The sequence below is a fragment of the Mesorhizobium sp. M7A.F.Ca.CA.001.08.2.1 genome, from assembly GCF_003998455.1.
Classification (GTDB): domain Bacteria; phylum Pseudomonadota; class Alphaproteobacteria; order Rhizobiales; family Rhizobiaceae; genus Mesorhizobium; species Mesorhizobium ciceri.
This window is the reverse complement of record NZ_RZPW01000047.1, coordinates 1-15,536: the sequence shown is the minus strand read 5'-3', so window position 1 is coordinate 15,536 and position 15,536 is coordinate 1. Positions and strand designations below refer to the sequence as shown.

At 64.0% G+C, this 15,536-nt stretch carries 19 protein-coding genes; 8 read left to right on the top strand and 11 right to left on the bottom strand.

Translation table 11 applies throughout. The features are described from left to right. Window positions 1-123 precede the first annotated feature (123 nt). Complete coding sequence (locus EN914_RS05140) at window positions 124-792, bottom strand: GntR family transcriptional regulator (protein ID WP_024502641.1); 669 nt, start codon at window positions 790-792, stop codon at window positions 124-126. A gap of 105 nt (window positions 793-897) precedes the next feature. After that, entirely contained in the window at window positions 898-1,914 is a 1,017-nt protein-coding gene (locus tag EN914_RS05135) for a polyprenyl synthetase family protein (protein ID WP_013532830.1), read from the bottom strand. Between the two features lie 200 nt (window positions 1,915-2,114). Between EN914_RS05135 and EN914_RS05130 the strand changes: the two genes are divergently transcribed. The 6 genes from EN914_RS05130 to moaB all read left to right on the top strand — a co-directional run bounded on the left by EN914_RS05130 (window position 2,115) and on the right by moaB (window position 5,812). Continuing rightward, a complete protein-coding gene (locus EN914_RS05130; RefSeq protein ID WP_013532831.1) occupies window positions 2,115-2,339 on the top strand; it encodes a DUF2007 domain-containing protein in 225 nt (74 codons plus the stop codon). Further along, window positions 2,339-3,139, top strand: a complete 801-nt coding sequence (locus tag EN914_RS05125) for a tRNA1(Val) (adenine(37)-N6)-methyltransferase (protein ID WP_024502640.1) — start codon at window positions 2,339-2,341, stop codon at window positions 3,137-3,139. The genes EN914_RS05130 and EN914_RS05125 overlap by 1 nt, the downstream gene beginning before the upstream one ends. Window positions 3,140-3,218: 79 nt before the next feature. Beyond that, window positions 3,219-4,082, top strand: coding sequence for a S49 family peptidase (locus tag EN914_RS05120; protein ID WP_024502639.1), 864 nt, complete (start codon window positions 3,219-3,221; stop codon window positions 4,080-4,082). An 83-nt stretch (window positions 4,083-4,165) separates the two neighbouring features. Continuing rightward, entirely contained in the window at window positions 4,166-4,351 is a 186-nt protein-coding gene (locus EN914_RS05115; protein WP_013532834.1) for a membrane protein, read from the top strand. A gap of 20 nt (window positions 4,352-4,371) precedes the next feature. After that, on the top strand, window positions 4,372-5,271 hold the full coding sequence (locus EN914_RS05110) for a 4-(cytidine 5'-diphospho)-2-C-methyl-D-erythritol kinase (protein WP_024502638.1): 900 nt from the start codon (window positions 4,372-4,374) through the stop codon (window positions 5,269-5,271). Beyond that, window positions 5,258-5,812: a molybdenum cofactor biosynthesis protein B gene (gene moaB / locus EN914_RS05105; protein ID WP_024502637.1), complete on the top strand. Its 555-nt coding sequence runs from the start codon at window positions 5,258-5,260 to the stop codon at window positions 5,810-5,812. Before EN914_RS05110 ends, moaB begins: the two co-directional genes overlap by 14 nt. 20 nt (window positions 5,813-5,832) lie before the next feature. Here the strand turns inward: moaB and EN914_RS05100 are convergent, their stop codons facing one another. Together EN914_RS05100 and EN914_RS05095 are read right to left on the bottom strand one after the other, a co-directional pair. Further along, window positions 5,833-6,807, bottom strand: a complete 975-nt coding sequence (locus EN914_RS05100; RefSeq protein WP_024502636.1) for a hypothetical protein — start codon at window positions 6,805-6,807, stop codon at window positions 5,833-5,835. A gap of 143 nt (window positions 6,808-6,950) precedes the next feature. Continuing rightward, window positions 6,951-7,475 carry a glycosyltransferase gene (locus EN914_RS05095; RefSeq protein ID WP_024502635.1) on the bottom strand — a complete coding sequence of 175 codons (525 nt, stop codon included), beginning with the start codon at window positions 7,473-7,475 and terminating at the stop codon, window positions 6,951-6,953. 149 nt (window positions 7,476-7,624) lie between these two features. On the opposite strand from EN914_RS05095, the gene EN914_RS05090 reads away from it, so the two are divergent. Both EN914_RS05090 and EN914_RS05085 read left to right on the top strand, forming a co-directional pair. Beyond that, window positions 7,625-8,779, top strand: a complete 1,155-nt coding sequence (locus EN914_RS05090; RefSeq protein ID WP_023808673.1) for a PA0069 family radical SAM protein — start codon at window positions 7,625-7,627, stop codon at window positions 8,777-8,779. A 152-nt stretch (window positions 8,780-8,931) separates the two neighbouring features. Then, entirely contained in the window at window positions 8,932-9,633 is a 702-nt protein-coding gene (locus EN914_RS05085; protein ID WP_024502634.1) for a ribonuclease HII, read from the top strand. 276 nt (window positions 9,634-9,909) lie between these two features. Here the strand turns inward: EN914_RS05085 and EN914_RS05075 are convergent, their stop codons facing one another. The 7 genes from EN914_RS05075 to EN914_RS05045 form a co-directional block, all read right to left on the bottom strand. Then, window positions 9,910-10,401 carry a F0F1 ATP synthase subunit B gene (locus EN914_RS05075; RefSeq protein WP_013532841.1) on the bottom strand — a complete coding sequence of 164 codons (492 nt, stop codon included), beginning with the start codon at window positions 10,399-10,401 and terminating at the stop codon, window positions 9,910-9,912. 10 nt (window positions 10,402-10,411) lie between these two features. Continuing rightward, complete coding sequence (locus EN914_RS05070) at window positions 10,412-11,011, bottom strand: F0F1 ATP synthase subunit B (protein WP_013532842.1); 600 nt, start codon at window positions 11,009-11,011, stop codon at window positions 10,412-10,414. Between the two features lie 63 nt (window positions 11,012-11,074). Next, the gene (locus EN914_RS05065; RefSeq protein WP_006206606.1) at window positions 11,075-11,299 is read right to left on the bottom strand and encodes a F0F1 ATP synthase subunit C; all 225 of its coding nucleotides are present in this window, start codon (window positions 11,297-11,299) and stop codon (window positions 11,075-11,077) included. An 85-nt stretch (window positions 11,300-11,384) separates the two neighbouring features. Continuing rightward, entirely contained in the window at window positions 11,385-12,143 is a 759-nt protein-coding gene (locus EN914_RS05060; RefSeq protein WP_024502633.1) for a F0F1 ATP synthase subunit A, read from the bottom strand. A gap of 59 nt (window positions 12,144-12,202) precedes the next feature. Next, on the bottom strand, window positions 12,203-12,610 hold the full coding sequence (locus tag EN914_RS05055; RefSeq protein ID WP_013532844.1) for an AtpZ/AtpI family protein: 408 nt from the start codon (window positions 12,608-12,610) through the stop codon (window positions 12,203-12,205). Window positions 12,611-12,864: 254 nt separating this feature from the next. Beyond that, the gene (locus tag EN914_RS05050; protein ID WP_024502632.1) at window positions 12,865-14,049 is read right to left on the bottom strand and encodes a cell wall hydrolase; all 1,185 of its coding nucleotides are present in this window, start codon (window positions 14,047-14,049) and stop codon (window positions 12,865-12,867) included. 144 nt (window positions 14,050-14,193) lie between these two features. Beyond that, window positions 14,194-15,483 carry an MFS transporter gene (locus tag EN914_RS05045; RefSeq protein ID WP_024502631.1) on the bottom strand — a complete coding sequence of 430 codons (1,290 nt, stop codon included), beginning with the start codon at window positions 15,481-15,483 and terminating at the stop codon, window positions 14,194-14,196. Between the last annotated feature and the right edge of the window lie 53 nt (window positions 15,484-15,536).

The window sequence follows — 15,536 nt, the reverse complement described above, 5'->3', positions numbered from 1 at the left end:
TTCGCGAAGATCATTGGAAAAAGGTCGCGTCATCAGATGCTGGCCTCCACTCCAGCCAGCATCTTGAATCACAAAACTCACAAATCGGGAATCCCCTACGATTCCATCAAGTCGTGAACCGCTCTAGCCTACGATGGCGAAGGCTTCGCGCGTCGTTCCGGAAGCCGTCCGGACCGGCTTGCGGCCAATCCATTGGACATGCCGCCCCAGTGTGACGGCCGCCGATTCGGTGTTTCCCTGCCGCAAGGCGGCGAGGATCGCGCGATGGTCCTGATCGGTGCGCGTCTCCCACTCCGAGCGCCATGCCGCGAACAGGAAACGGGCGCTTGCCGCGTGCAGATCGTCGATGGTGGCGAGCAGGCGCGGCATGCCGCATGGCGACAGGATCAAGCGGTGGAAGGCGCGGTTGGCTTCCTCCCAGGACCTGACATCGCGGGACTTGTCGCCGGCCTTGGTCGCCTCCTCGGCGAGATCGAGAATGGCCGATGTCAGATGCGGCGCGGCGTGGCGCAGCGCCAGCACTTCAAGGGCGGCGCGCATTTCGGCGACTTCCTTGACCTCGCCCAGATCGAAAGACGCGACACGCACGCCGCGGCGCGGCTCGCCGATGGCCAGCCCTTGCGCCTCGAGGCGGCGGAAGGCCTCGCGCACCGGAACATGGCTGGTTTGGAATTCCTCGGCGATATGATCCTGCCGAAGCCTGGCCCCCGGCTCGATCGCACCGGAGATGATGCGGTCCGCCAGAACCTTGCTGATGCGCACCGCGATGGTGTCGTCTGTGCCCTTTGCCATGTTTTATAGATAATTTGCGGCAGGGCGGCTTGTCGAGACGGCGGGACCGAATTCCTAAACTTCCTCTTAGCGCAGGCCAGAGGTAGCGTCGCGAAAGACCAGCCTTTAGTTGACCCGGCTGATGCAGAAATCGATGACGTCGATCAGCGCCGATTTCTGCGGCGTCGCTTCGAGCGGCGCCAGCGCGTCGCGGGCAATCTCGCCGAAATGGCGGGCACGCCCGATCGTGTCGGCAATGGCGCCGTGGCGGGTCATCAGGCCGGTCGCCTTTTCCAGGCCGGCGTCATCGGCGACATTGTCCTCGATGGCGCGCTTCCAGAAGGTGCGCTCGGCCTTGGTGCCGCGCCGATAGGCGAGAATGACCGGAAGCGTCACCTTGCCCTCGCGGAAATCGTCGCCGACATTCTTGCCCAGATCCTTGCTGGTGCCGCCATAGTCCAGCGCGTCGTCGATCAGCTGGAAGGCCAGGCCGAGATTCATGCCATAGGAGCGCAGCGCGGCGCGATCGTTGCGCGTCGCCTGGGCGATGACCGGGCCGACCTCGGCAGCAGCCGAAAAAAGTGCGGCGGTCTTGGCCTTGATGACGGCGAAATGCTCGTCCTCCGTGGTTTCGAGGTTCTTGGCGGCGGCAAGCTGCATCACCTCGCCCTCGGCGATGATCGAGGCCGCACTCGACAGGATATCGAGCGCTTCGAGCGAGCCGACATCGACCATCATGCGGAAGGCCTGGCCGAGCAGGAAGTCGCCGACCAGCACGCTTGCCTGGTTGCCCCAGATCATGCGGGCGGTCTTCTTGCCGCGGCGCATGCCGCTCTCGTCGACGACATCGTCGTGCAGAAGCGTCGCGGTGTGCATGAATTCGACGGAGGTGGCGAGCTTGACGTGGCCCTCGCCGGCATAGCCGAACATCTGGGCTGCGGCCAGCGTCAGCATCGGCCGCAGCCGTTTGCCGCCGGACGAGATCAGATGGTTGGCGACCTCCGGGATCATCTCGACGTCGGAGCCGGCCTTGGACAGGATCAATTCATTGACGCGCCCCATATCGGCGGCAGTCAGATCGATCAGATCCTTGATGGAGGCGGGCTCCCGCTTCCCGTTTTCGATGTTGAGAACGACACCCACGACAATCACTCCCGTCTTGGTATAGAGCGTGCGACGGCACCCTTAGTCCCTGTATGGACTCTAGGGCGGCGGACATGGGCACGGCAAGTGGCGAATTGGCGCGGCGGCGGCGACAGAATGTCAACGACCCCAAGGGAACGGCTCTGCCCCGGAATCCCCTGCCCGTTTACATCAATAGCGCAAACTGCGAGTTTCATACGATGATAGAACTAGTCCGCACCAACGATGCCGTGATCATTTCCTTTGTCGAATCGCTGATGCGCGACGCCGGCATTGCCTGCTTTGTCGCCGACCAGAATATGAGCATTCTCGAAGGGTCGATCGGTCTTTTGCAGAAGCGCGTCATGGTCGACGCCGACCAGGCCGACGCGGCACGGCGCATCCTGACGGATGCCGGCATCGCCAACGAAATCCGCGGAAGATAATGTCCGCCGCGCCCGCCGCCCTTGTCCCGGACACGCCGGCCCATACGGTCGACGCTTTCCATCGCGGCCGGTTCTGGCTGGTGCAGCCCAAGCAAGGCGGTCATCGCGCCGGCATGGATGCGATGATGCTGGCGGCATCCGTGCCGTCCTCTCTTGCCGGTCGTCTCGCCGATTTCGGTGCCGGTGCCGGGGCCGCCGGCCTGGCGGTGCTGTCGCGCTGCCCGGCCGCCGAGGCGGTGCTTGTCGAACGCGCGCCGGAAATGGCGGCCTTCGCGGCAGCCACCCTTGCCCATCCCGGCAATGCCCATCTGAGCGATCGCGCCTCCGTGCTGGTCGCCGATGTCACCGTATCGGGCCGGGCGCGGGCGGCCGCCGGCCTCGCCGACAATGATTTCGACTTCGTCATCATGAACCCGCCCTTCAACGCCCCCCGGGACCGCGCCTCCCCCGATCGCCTCAGAAAAGAGGCCCATGTCATGGAGGACGGGGTGTTCGAGAGCTGGATCCGCAGTGCGGCGGCGGTTGTCAGGCCGCGCGGCGGGCTTGCCGTGATCGCCCGCCCCGAACAGCTCGGCGCCATTCTCGATGCGATCGCAGGGCGCTTCGGCGATGCCGAAATGCTCGCCGTCCACCCTCGCCCAGACGCCGCGGCAATCCGCATCGTTGTGCGGGCAGCGCTCGGGACACGGGGAAAGCTTGCCATCCGCCCGCCCCTGATGCTGCACGCGCAATCAGGCAACGGCCCCGACGAGCGCAGCGAAATGATCACCAACGGCCTCGCCTCGCTGTTCGGAGATTGAGCTATTCTGCCTGGCCACATTGCCGTTGGCCGGGAAATCCCTACATGCCTGCAACCTATCGACCGGAGACCACGCCCTCGTGAAACGCCTTATCAACCGCCTGCTGCCGAAATCCTGGCGCTCCACCGTCGTCACCATTCCGGTCATCCGGCTGCACGGCACCATCATGGCAGGCGGTGGCCAGTTCCGGCCGAGCCTGTCGCTGGCCTCCACCGCTGGCCTCATCGAGAAGGCGTTTTCCTACGACGCCCCGGCAGTCGCCATCTCGATCAATTCGCCCGGCGGCTCGCCGGTGCAGTCGCGGCTGATCTTCAAGCGCATCCGTGACCTGGCCACGGAAAAGAACAGAAAGGTACTGGTCTTCGTCGAAGACGTGGCGGCGTCGGGTGGCTACATGATCGCGGTTGCCGGTGATGAGATCTTCGCCGACCCATCCTCCATCGTCGGGTCGATCGGCGTGGTCTCGGCTTCGTTCGGCTTCCCGGAACTGATGAAGAAGATCGGCATCGAGCGACGCGTCCACACCGCCGGCCAGAACAAGGCGGTGCTCGACCCGTTCAAGCCCGAGAAAAAGGAAGATGTCGAGCGGCTGAAGGCGCTGCAGCTCGAGGTGCACGGCACGTTCATCGACCTCGTCAAGGAGCGGCGCGGCGCGAAACTGAAAGACGACCCGGACCTGTTCACAGGCCTGTTCTGGACCGGCATCAAGGGCCTTGAACTCGGCCTGGTCGATGCGCTCGGCGACATGCGCACGGTGCTCAAGACCCGTTTCGGGGCGAAAACCCAGCTCAGGCTGATCACGACACCGCGCGGTTTCCTCAGCCGCTTCGGCCTGTTTGGCTCAAGCAAGGGCTTTTCAGCGCCCGATATCGCAGCCGCCGCCGCCAGCGGCGTGATCGACGCGGCGGAAGAGCGCGCATTGTGGTCTCGCTTCGGGCTTTGAAAACCCGGCAAAAGCGTCTAGCATGAGAGCTTAACCGACCCGACCGGCCGCCTTCGCCGGCCCAGCGTGGGAGGAGTTTTGGCATGCCGCAGATCATTTTCTTCGCCGTCGTTGGCGTCGCCGCCTATTTCGGCTACCGCACCTTCATTAGGGAAGCCGAACGCGTGACCGCCAAGGTGCGGCGTACCGAAAAGCAGACGGCCAACGGCGCGATGGGCACTTTGGTCAAGGATCCGAAGACCGGCGAGTACCGGCTGGCCAAGGACTGAGCACCATTTCGCAGACCATTGTGGACACCGACATCGGGTCGCGTAGCTGGCACGCGCACGCCAAGATCAATCTTGCGCTGCATGTCACCGGCAGGCGACCTGACGGCTATCATCTGATCGAAAGCCTGGCGGTGTTCACGCGGTTTGGCGACAGGGTCGAAATTGCGCCTGCCGATAGCGATGAATTTACCGTGTCCGGCCGCTACGCCCCGGCTGTTCCTCTCGACGCCAGCAATCTGGTGCCTAGGGCGCGCGATGCCCTGCGACAGGCGGTCGGGCACGAGAGAACACCGCCGGTCGCTATCCGGCTGGAAAAGAACCTGCCGGTCGCCTCCGGCGTCGGCGGCGGTTCGAGCGACGCGGCGACCGTGCTGCGCGGGCTGGTGGAGACATGGGGCCTGGATATAGACGGCGCAGAGCTGGCGCGGATCGGCATTTCGCTCGGCGCCGATGTGCCGATGTGCCTGGCGGCAAAGCCGCTGGTCGCGCGCGGCATCGGAGATGAACTGTCGATGGTGCCGGATTTTTCGGCGCTTGGCCTGGTGCTGGTCAATCCGGGCACCCCGGTCTCGACGGCGGACGTCTTTGCGGCGCTTTCCCGGCGCGACAATGAGGCCTTGCCGCCGCTGCCGCGCAGCATCGATTTTCATAGCCTGCGCAACTGGCTGGAGATCACCCGCAACGATCTCGAGCCCGCCGCGCTGGCGATGCAGCCGGCTATCGGCAGGGCGCTTTCCTGGCTGAACAAGGCCGGATCGGGTTTTTCACGGATGTCCGGGTCCGGCGCCACCTGCTTCGGCCTGTTCGAGACCGGCAATGTCGCCAAGCGCGCCGCCGCCGAAATCCGCGGCCGCCAGCCCGACTGGTTCGTCGCGGCGACGCGCAGCATCGCATCGGAGGGATCGGATGGCCAGAATTGACGAGAGCCGCTCCTTCATTCCCGTGCGCATCGCGGTGCTGACCGTTTCAGATACGCGCAGCCTCGCCGACGACAAATCCGGCCAGACGCTGGCCGACCGCATCACCGAGGCCGGCCATATGCTGGCGGCCCGCGATATCGTCACCGACGATCGGGAAAAAATCCGCGACACGGTTCTGGCGTGGTCGCGGGACAAGAATATCGATGTCGTCATCACCACCGGCGGCACCGGTTTCACCGGCCGTGACGTGACGCCGGACGCGCTGGAGCCGATCTTCGAAAAGCGCATGGATGGCTTTTCGGAAGTGTTCCACCGGATCTCCTACGACAAGATCGGCACCTCGACGATCCAGAGCCGGGCGACCGGCGGCGTCGTCAACGCCACCTTCGTCTTCGTGCTGCCGGGTTCGCCAGGCGCCTGCAAGGACGCGTGGGACGGCATCCTGAAGGCACAGCTCGACTACCGGCATATGCCGTGCAACTTCGTCGAGATCATGCCGCGCCTGGACGAGCATTTGCGGCGCGGCAAATCAGCTCCGTAAAGCCGAGGCAAGCGTCGCTCTCAGCGGATGACCGGTTCGCCATGAAACCGCCGGCGCGACGGCGGCGACACGCCGAAGCCGACTTCCATCATCAGTCGCGGCGTGCGTGCCGGCACGGTGCCCATATGGAAGCCAAAAGGGTCCTCGACGAAACCGAGACCGGCCTCGCCGGTCAGCGTCACCGGGCTCTGCTCGCCATAGACATCCAGGACCTGTTGCGCGGGGTGGCCAACTAGAAGCGTGAGCTGGTGCTTGAGGCTGCGGCGCTTGTGGCTGCCCCTGACATAGACATGCGGACCGGTGTCGGCGTCGACCGGCTTGAGGTAGAAGAAGAATTTCAGCATGCGCCAATCATCGAGGTCGAAATGATACTTGCCGAGCGAGGCGAGGTTCTTGTCGGCATCCGAAGCGGCACCGGTTGGAAAACTCCACCAGACGCGCGTCGTGATCAGTTTTGCCTGGCCGCCGAGATAGTGCGCGGCAATATCCAGAAGCAGCGGATCGCGCTGGATGGCAAGCGCCGCCGGGCAGTCGAGGATGCGCTCGAAAAAATGCCCGCTGAGCAGCGAGCGGCCAAGGCGTTTCTCGGCCTCGGCATGTTCCCCCGGCATGAATTCGAGACGGCGGTCGAAATTGCCGTAGCAAGGCGTGCGCCCGGCGAAGTCGGCGATCTCTTCATGGATATCAGGCGGCAGGACCAAGCCTGAGAACAGCCCGTCGGAGCGCAACGCATCGACGACCGCTCCCCGTTCGACACCGGCAAACATCGTATCCCCGGAATTGGCGACCGGGCGGGCGCGTTTTGCGCCCAGCCAATGCATGCGGCGTCCAGGCATTGTGCGCGCCAGCACGAACATCGGCAGCCAGGCGGGGTTTTCGCGCAGGTCCTTGAGATAGGTCGGAATGCGCACCGCGATGCGTCGCAACAGACTGCCGTCGCGCGCAATAGCCTCGAGACTGGCCGCGCCGGATGTGTCGGGGGTTGAAAGCTTCATTGGGTCCTCGGCTATGAGAGCACCACCGATGCCGCATCGGTGCTCGCCACTCGGCATGTCCCAAACCCAATTCCCGCTTGAACGGAAGCTAACCCCGCGTCAGATTTTGTGCAATGCACAATGGCCTGAGCAGCTGCAAAAAATCATGTCGAGGAGCGGCGTTCCTGCTTGGCGGGCGCCATCCAGATCTCGGCGTCGAGCCGCTTCATTGCGAGGCCGCGGGCGATGGCCTCAGCACTGCCGGCACTCTTGGCCGCGGCCGCCGCCTGACGCTTGCTGATCAGCAATCCGTCGGCCAGGGCGCGGTTTCCCGAAAAGACCCGTGCCAGGAATGGCGTGCGGCTGGCCCGCGTGCGCGAAAACCGTGCGGCCATGGTCTGCCTGGCCGTATGCGCGACAACCTCATCGATCCAGCCCTCCACCAACCGCGCGCCCGGTTCCAGGAGCAGCAACCAATCCCCCTTGGCCTGGCGGATGCCGGCAGCGACACCGCCGGTCACGTACTGACAGCCGGCATGCTCGGCCACACGATGCGTCTGGTCGGTGGAGCCTGTGTCGCAGACGATGACTTCACGCACCACGCCTTCGACCGCGCCGCCAATCAGCGAGGCGAGCGTGCGGGCGAGGCCCTCCTCGTCATTGCGGGTTTCGATGAGAACACTGAGCATCCTTAGCCGAATAGCGGAAAGCGCCGGACAGCGCCAGTTTTGCATCGCACCATAGAAAGTTCTTGCTTTGTTCTCATCGATGAAATAGGAATAATTTCATGAACAGAGCGATTCGACACAACACGGACAGTCCCTGGGAGCGGGCGAAAATGGAACAGATCGTGCGCGCCGACATTGCAGCTTTCGGAGCAGGAAGAGCCGAGATGGCCAATGCGATGGTCGAGCAGAGCGGCATGCGTGTCCGCCCGGACCGCAACCGCGGCAGGTCGGCCGGCATCAACCCGTCCGGCCGATTCGAGCCAGTCAGCCGGCACGTGTTCGACGATGGCTGGAATTCGCTGGAAGAACTGCCCCCCTTCAAGACCGAAGTGCAGGTCGAGAAGCCGCGCACCATCATCACCCGCAACGAATCGCCCGACATTTCCTTCGACCGTTCCATCAACCCTTATCGCGGCTGCGAGCATGGCTGCGTCTATTGCTTTGCCCGCCCGACGCACGCGTTCATGGGCCTGTCGCCGGGTCTGGATTTCGAATCGAAGCTGTTCGCCAAACCTGATGCGGCGCGCTTGCTCGACAAGGAGCTTTCGAAGGACAGCTATCAGCCGCGCACCATCGCCATCGGCACCAACACCGACCCCTACCAGCCGATCGAGAAGCAGTACCGGATCATGCGCGAAATCCTCGAAGTGCTGGAAGCGCGCGGCCATCCGGTCGGCATCGTGACAAAGTCCGCCCTGGTGACGCGCGATATCGATATCCTGTCGCGCATGGCCGAACGAGGGCTCGCCAAGGTGGCGCTGTCGGTGACGACGCTCGACCGCATGCTGGCGCGCACCATGGAGCCGCGCGCGTCGACGCCGACCAAGCGGCTGGAAGCGATCCGGCAGCTTTCGGATGCCGGCATTCCGGCGTCGGTCATGGTGGCTCCGATCATTCCGGGCCTGACCGATCCGGAGATGGAACGCATCCTCGATTCGGCACGTGCGGCCGGCGCGCGCGAGGCGGGTTATGTGATCCTGCGGCTGCCGCTGGAGGTCAGCCCGATCTTCAAGGACTGGCTGCTGCGCCATTATCCCGACCGTTACCGCCATGTGATGTCGCTTGTCCGCTCCATGCGTGACGGCAAGGACTACGATTCGGAATGGGGCAAGCGCATGAAGGGCGCCGGTCCCTATGCCTGGCAGATCGGCCGGCGCTTCGAGATCACAGCCAAGCGGCTTGGTCTCAATGCCGAACGGCGCACGCTGCGGACCGATCAGTTCGTTGCCGCCGGGAAAGACCAGGTGCAACTGACGCTGCTTTGAAGAGACAATTCGTCGCGATGGTTTGATCCGTCGCGCACCAAGAATCCCGTCCGGCCTGCCCCGGCCTGCAGACGGTGCCCTCCCGGTCCGGCGCCCCACCCGACCCGGAGGGACTTGCGGAGAATCGGAGCCGATGCGAACCTCGCCGCAACATGGCTCGCGCGCGTTCTGATTCTCCGCCTCTCTTTGAGATCATCGAGAAGCCCGACTTCTCCTTCGAGACGAAGGCGATGGCGGAGGGCCTGTGGCCGGTCGCCGGGATAGACGAGGCAGGCCGCGGCCCCCTGGCCGGGCCGGTGGTCGCCGCGGCGGTGGTGCTCGATCCCGCCAACATTCCCGACGGCCTCGACGATTCCAAACGCCTCAGCCATTTACAGCGTGAGGCCCTGTTCCTGCGCATTCTCGGCTCCGCACAGGCGGTCTCGATGGCCTCCATCAGCGCCGAGGGCATCGACGGCAGCAACATCCTCAAGGCAAGCCTGGAAGCCATGCGGCGCGCGCTGGTAGGGCTGTCGATCCGGCCGAAGCTTGCGCTTGCCGATGGACGCGACGTGCCGCCGGGACTGCCTTGTGAAGGGCGCGCGCTGATCAAGGGCGACCAGCGTTCGCAGTCGATCGCCGCCGCCTCGATCGTCGCCAAGGTGATGCGCGACCGCATGATGTGCGGCTGCGGCAACCATCACGACCGCTACGGGTTCGAAGTCCATATGGGCTACGCCACGGTTCGCCATCGCACCGCGATCGAAGCGCATGGCCCGGTGGCGCGGCTGCACCGCGTGTCGTTTGCGCCATTCCGGCTGGGTGGGGCCGAGGTGGACGTGGCGGAAGAAGAGAGCTTCGCCGGGCTGGATTGAGCGACGACGACGACAAGCCAATCTCCCCCTTGTGGGGGAGATGTCCGGTAGGACAGAGGGGGGCGCTGTCCCGCCGGCCTCTCAATCGGATTGCAGTTATGCCCTCAGGCTTGTCCCGATAGACCTTAGGACAACAAAGGTTAGCGTTCCTTCACGCCCCCCCTCTGCCCTGCCGGGCATCTCCCCCACGAGGGGGGAGATTGGCAGCTTCAGCGCCGCAACAAAAAAGCCGCCGGGTTGCCCGGGCGGCTTTCGATGACTGGCTAGACGAAGCGCCTAATTCAGCTTCGACTTCACGTCCGCGAGCGAAGCCTTGAACAGATCTGCACCGGCCTTGGCGTCGATCTTGCCGGCAAGCAGCGCGCGTGCTGCCTCGACGGCGATGTCGACGGCGCTGGCGCGCACTTCGCTGATGGCATCACGCTCGGCCTGACCGATCTTCTGTTCGGCAAGCGCGGTGCGCCTGACGACATAGTCCTCGGTCTTCTTATGCGCGTCGGCGGCAAGCATGTCGGCTTCGCGCTTGGCGGCAGCGACGATGTCGGCGGCCTCCTGCTCGGCTTCCTTGCGCTTGCGCTGGTACTGGCCGAGCAGCTGCTGGGCCTCCTCGCGCAGCCGGCGCGCTTCGTCCAGTTCATTGCTGATCCTGGCGGCACGGGCGTCGAGCGCCTTGGCGATCATGCCAGGCACCTTGATGTAGACGGCAACGCCGAGGAAGATGATCAGGGCTATCGTGGCCCAGAGCGTCGCGAGAGATGTGTAATCCATGATGCGCTCCTCACCGGGCCACGGATTTGACCGCGGCCGCGATCTCGGCCTTGCTGGCCTTGCCGCCAACCAGAGCCTCGACGATCGCCGAAGCGGTGTCCTCGGCGATGCTGCCGACTTCCTTCATGGCATTGGCCTTGATGGAAGAAATGCGGGCTTCGGCTTCGCCAAGCTTCGCGTCGAGCGCGGCCTCGACCTTCTTGCGAGCGGTGTCGGCCTCGGCCTTGGCAGCGTCGTTGGCCTGCTGGCCGATCGCGTTGGCCTTGGTCTTGGCTTCCGCCAGTTCCTGCTCGTAGGCAGCAACGGCGGCGTCGGCCTCGCCCTTCAACCTGGCCGCCTGGTCGAGGTCCTGCGTGATGCGATCGTTGCGCACATCGATGATGCCGCCGACGCGCGGCATCACCACCCGCTTCAGGAAGAGATAGAACAGCCCGAAGGTGATCGCCAGCCACAGAAGCTGCGACGGGAACGTCGCCGGATCGAATGGCGGAAACGTGCCATGCGCTTCAGCAGGCACGCTGGTGCCGGAATGCGTGTCGCCTTCCGTCGCAGCGTGGCTGGTATCGGCTGATGGCGCGGACTCTTGCGCAAAGGCAGATGTCACGAACATGGACTATCCCCGAAATTCAGGCCCGCCGCTTGCGCGGCCGGCCTGTCCAATCTTCCCGAGTGCTCAGCCGAACAGGGCCAGAAGCGCGATGAGAAGCGAGAAGATGCCCAGAGCTTCGGTCACGGCAAAGCCGAAGATCAGACGGCCGAACTGGCCATCGGCGGCCGAAGGGTTGCGCAGTGCGCCCGCCAGGTAGCTGCCGAAGATGTTGCCGAGGCCAATGCCCGCGCCACCCATGCCCAGGCAAGCGATGCCGGCGCCGATGTACTTTGCTGCTTCTGCGTCCATTTGTTCAACTCCTTTGGATCTAAAATTCCGTTGCGATTCCATCCGGCGCCAATGTTGGAAATCTTTGGGCCGGAAACTTTTGGACCTAGTGCCCTGGATGCAGGGCGTCGTTGAGATACATGCAGGCCAACACGGCAAAGACGTAGGCCTGCAGGAAGGCGACCAGCAGTTCCAGTGCCGTCAGCGCCACCGCCATCGCCAGAGGCAGGATCGAGCCGGCGACGCCAACCGCGCCGAGCGCGCTCAGGCTGACGACGAAGCCGGAGAACACCTTCAGCGTGATGTGGCCGGCGAGCATGTTGGCGAACAGACGAACCGAGAGGCTGACCGGGCGCGACACGAAGGAGATCACTTCGATCAGCACCACGAGAGGCAGCAGGAAGACCGGCACGCCGTGCGGCACGAACAGTTTCAGGAAGCCAAGACCATGCTTCATGAAGCCGTAGACGACCACGGTTGCGATCACCAGCACGGCAAGGCCGAAGGTGACGATGATGTGGCTGGTGACGGTGAAGAAATAGGGGAACAGGCCAAGCAGATTGGCGACGAGCACGAACATGAACAGCGAGAACACGAGAGGGAAGAACTTCATGCCCTGCGTGCCGGCGGCGTCGCGCAACATGTTGCCGACAAACTCATACGCCATCTCGGAGACCGACTGAAGCCGCCCGGGAACCAGGCTGCGGCTCGACGTCGTGAGAAACAGGAATCCAGCCGCGACGATCACGGTTGCGACCATGAACAGCGCCGAATTGGTGAAAGACAGGTCATAGCCGCCGATGTCGATCGGAATCAGCTTGTTGATATGGAACTGGTGGATCGGATCGACCTTGTCAGCTGCCACGTTCAAACCCCGTCAATGCCGCGTACGGCCTCGTTACCATTACCGCACATGGTGCGCGGTCATTTCTTGTCGTCTTGGCCACGGCGCGATTTATCGCCCTGTCCAAATTCTGCCACGACGCCGGCGGAACGCATCACATTGAGCACTCCGGCGCCAAAACCAAGCAGCAGAAACACGATCAGACCCCATGGCGATGTCCCCGCCAAACGGTCGATGACCCAGCCGATGCCGGCACCCACCACCACCCCGGCGATAAACTCGCTGGAGAGTTTGAGCGCCTGACCATAACCGGCCACACTGCCCGCTTTCGCGTCGTCTTTCCCCTCGAGCCGGCCCGGCCGCCTTGTCGCAAGCGAAGCTTCAAGGTCACGGCGGCGGCGCTCAAGATCGTCGTCGCGGATGTCGGGTTCATGCTGATTGCCGCGGCCGGTTTCTCCGGTTCCGTCTGGCCCATTCTTGTCGGCCATCGCAACCCCCCTGCCCGGTCAGACCGTCACCGTCCGTCCGCTTCTAAAGTCGCCGGCAACATAGTTAGAGGGTTTGCGCCCGTCAAGCCACGGGCGGAAGTTCATTGCCATGTATTTTAGGCAATAAAATCAATGAATTACGAAGGTGCGACATCGTGCCCGCCAGGATGACGAGGATGCATGGCGCGAATCCCCCGCGCAATGGCTCTTTGATCGGCTGCGCGCCACATCAAGGATCAGCGGCTGCTCCGCACTCAGCTCCAGCCGCCGCCATAGGTCCGATAGAAGATATGCAGGCCGATCTTGGTCATCTTCTGCATCGTGCGCGCCCAGCCGGGATGGACATATTGGGCATAGTAGTGGGTCGACGATCCGACTTCCGGAATGAAGATCTTGCCGGCGGTGACGGCCATGGCGATCTCCTGGGCGGTCTTGTAGGCGGCTGGGCTATCGATGCGCTTCTTCCTGCCGTCGCAGGCGAAGGAGAACTGGCAACGGTTGAACCAGCTGTCGTTCTGGTAGACGACGCCGCAGATCGAATTCGGATAGGTCGGATTGCGGACGCGGTTGAGGATGACCTGGGCGACAGCGGCCTGGCCGCGCACGGATTCGCTCCTCGCCTCGAAATAGATTCCGTTGGCAAGGCATGCCTGCTCCTTCTTGGAGAAGACACTCGCCGGCAGCGGGTTCTGGATCCACGAATGATCGCCCTTGGCCATCGGCGGAATGAAGCGGCCCTCATTGGGCTGCTCGTCCTGAAGCAGGGCCTCGAAGGGCGATGCCTTGGCATAGTCCGGCTCGGATTGCGCATAGGCGGTGGCCAGCACATCCGGATGGTCGTTGTTGACCAGCGCCGCCAGCATGGCCGGCACGCCGGGATCCGGCTTCTTGTCCTCGCGCGCATGGAATGCCGCGGCGATCTGGATTTCCTTGCCTTTGATCTGCGGCTTGGCGAAAGCCATTTTCAGGCCGCTGTCCATGCTGGGTCGCAGCAAGGAGGACGTGCGCTCGAAGATCGAGCCGGCGTTGAAGTTCTTTGGCGGTGCGACGGGAGACATCTGGACGATGCGCCCTTTCTTCTCGGCGCGCACCACGCGGTCCTCATCGGGCGTGGCGCTGACCTTGCCGCCCTTGCCGCGAAACGACACGTTGCCGATACCGGCCAGGTGGACGCCCGATCCGGAAATGGAGCCGGTGACATCGGAATCGACAAAGGGCATCTCGGCCGCGTGGGTCGATCCGGCGACGGATTTCTCGACATAGGAATTCCAGCGCGTGCTCGATGCTTCGAGGCCGGAAACGAGGCTCGCCATGTCCTGATAGGCGGCGACGGTCGGAAAGCCAATCCAGATGCCGAAACCGATGACGAGCGGACCCAGAAAGCCACGTTTTCTCTCACCGGCGGCGGCAACCAGCCGCTTCAACACACGTCGATGCACGGAACTCTCTCCAGGAACGCTACAGACCCCACTGGAGAGCAAAATGATGCATTAACCTTGATGGGACGTTAACGGATTCGATCGGGTTTTCCCGGTCGGCCCGAGGTCGTGGTTGCGAAGTCGGGCGATTTTGCGGCCGACCATTCAGGCCGGGCGCAGGAAGATCGGCCGGGCGATCAGCGCGCAGATGGCGGCCGCCAGCCAGACGCCGGACCAGGACCAGAGGTGCAAGAGCCCCGGAATGGCCACCGGCACCAGGAAGAAGCCGACGAAAACAAAGGTGTTGGCAAGGCTGAGCGCGGTTCCGACATGGCCGGCGCCGGCAAGGGTGGCAAGCTCGGTGTAGGCGACGCCGTGCCAGGCGGAGACAGAGATGCCTGCGACAATAAGCACGACCGGAAGAACCGCCAACCAGATGAACTGGCCGCCCGGAATGGTTGGGCCGAACAGGACCAGCAGCCAAAGCATGGCGAAGGCAAGGGCGCTGAACGCGCTGCACAAGCGAAGAAATTGGCGGCGGTTGCCGTGACGGTCGGTGAAGCGGCCGCTCCAGATGCGCATGACCATGGCGCCGATCTGCACCGCGGCGAGGCTGGCACTGATTGCCGCCGTTCCCAACCCAACGAAGTCGTGCAGGAACACGGAGGCGAAGGTGAGCACGGCCACCTGCGGAAAACAGAGCAGGCCGATGGCGGTCGCGATACGCCAGACGTCGCGATTGCGCAGCGGCGCCGGTCCGGCCACAGCCGAAGCGGGATGGCCCTCGCCTGCCGTCGGCGGCTCGTGCAGCCAGCGCCAGGCGAACAGGGCAGACAGAGCGGATGCACCCGCCAGGACTCCGAACACCGCGGCAAAGCCGAAAGCCAGCGCAAGCGAGGGCAGCACGAGCGCGCCAAAGCCGCCGCCAAGCGGCACCGCCGTCTGCCTGATGCTCATGGCGAAGCCGCGCTCGTTTTCCCGAAACCAGCCCATGATGGCGCGGCCGCTCGAACCGTTGACGCTGCCGCCGAGCAATCCGGTGATGAATAGGCTCGCAGAGAGCAGCGTGACATCGGGAGTACCGGCCTTTGTCGGCACGACCAGCATCGCCATGACCAGGAGCCACGCCGCCGTCGCGCCGAGCCCGATCAACAGCACGCGGCGGTCGCCCCAGCGATCGGTGAGCAAGCCCCAGGGCAGTTCGCTGAGCGCGACCCCAAGCCCGAGAAGGCCAAGCGCCAGACCGAGTTCGGCATTGCCTAGGTGATAGCCCTGGCGAAGAACGACCGCCGTCGCCGGGATGCCGGAGAACGTAGCCGAGAAGGCGGCATTGGCGGCAACGCCGATGCCCAGGACTTTCCAGCGATGGCCCGGCGTGAACACCCTCCCGGTGGAACCGGTATCTTCCAGAAGTTCCGACGGCTGCCGGTCGGTGCAATTGACAATGGCGGACATGACTTCATTTCCCGTGCTGGCCAGCGGTTCGGCCTTGACGATCTGTCCCTACC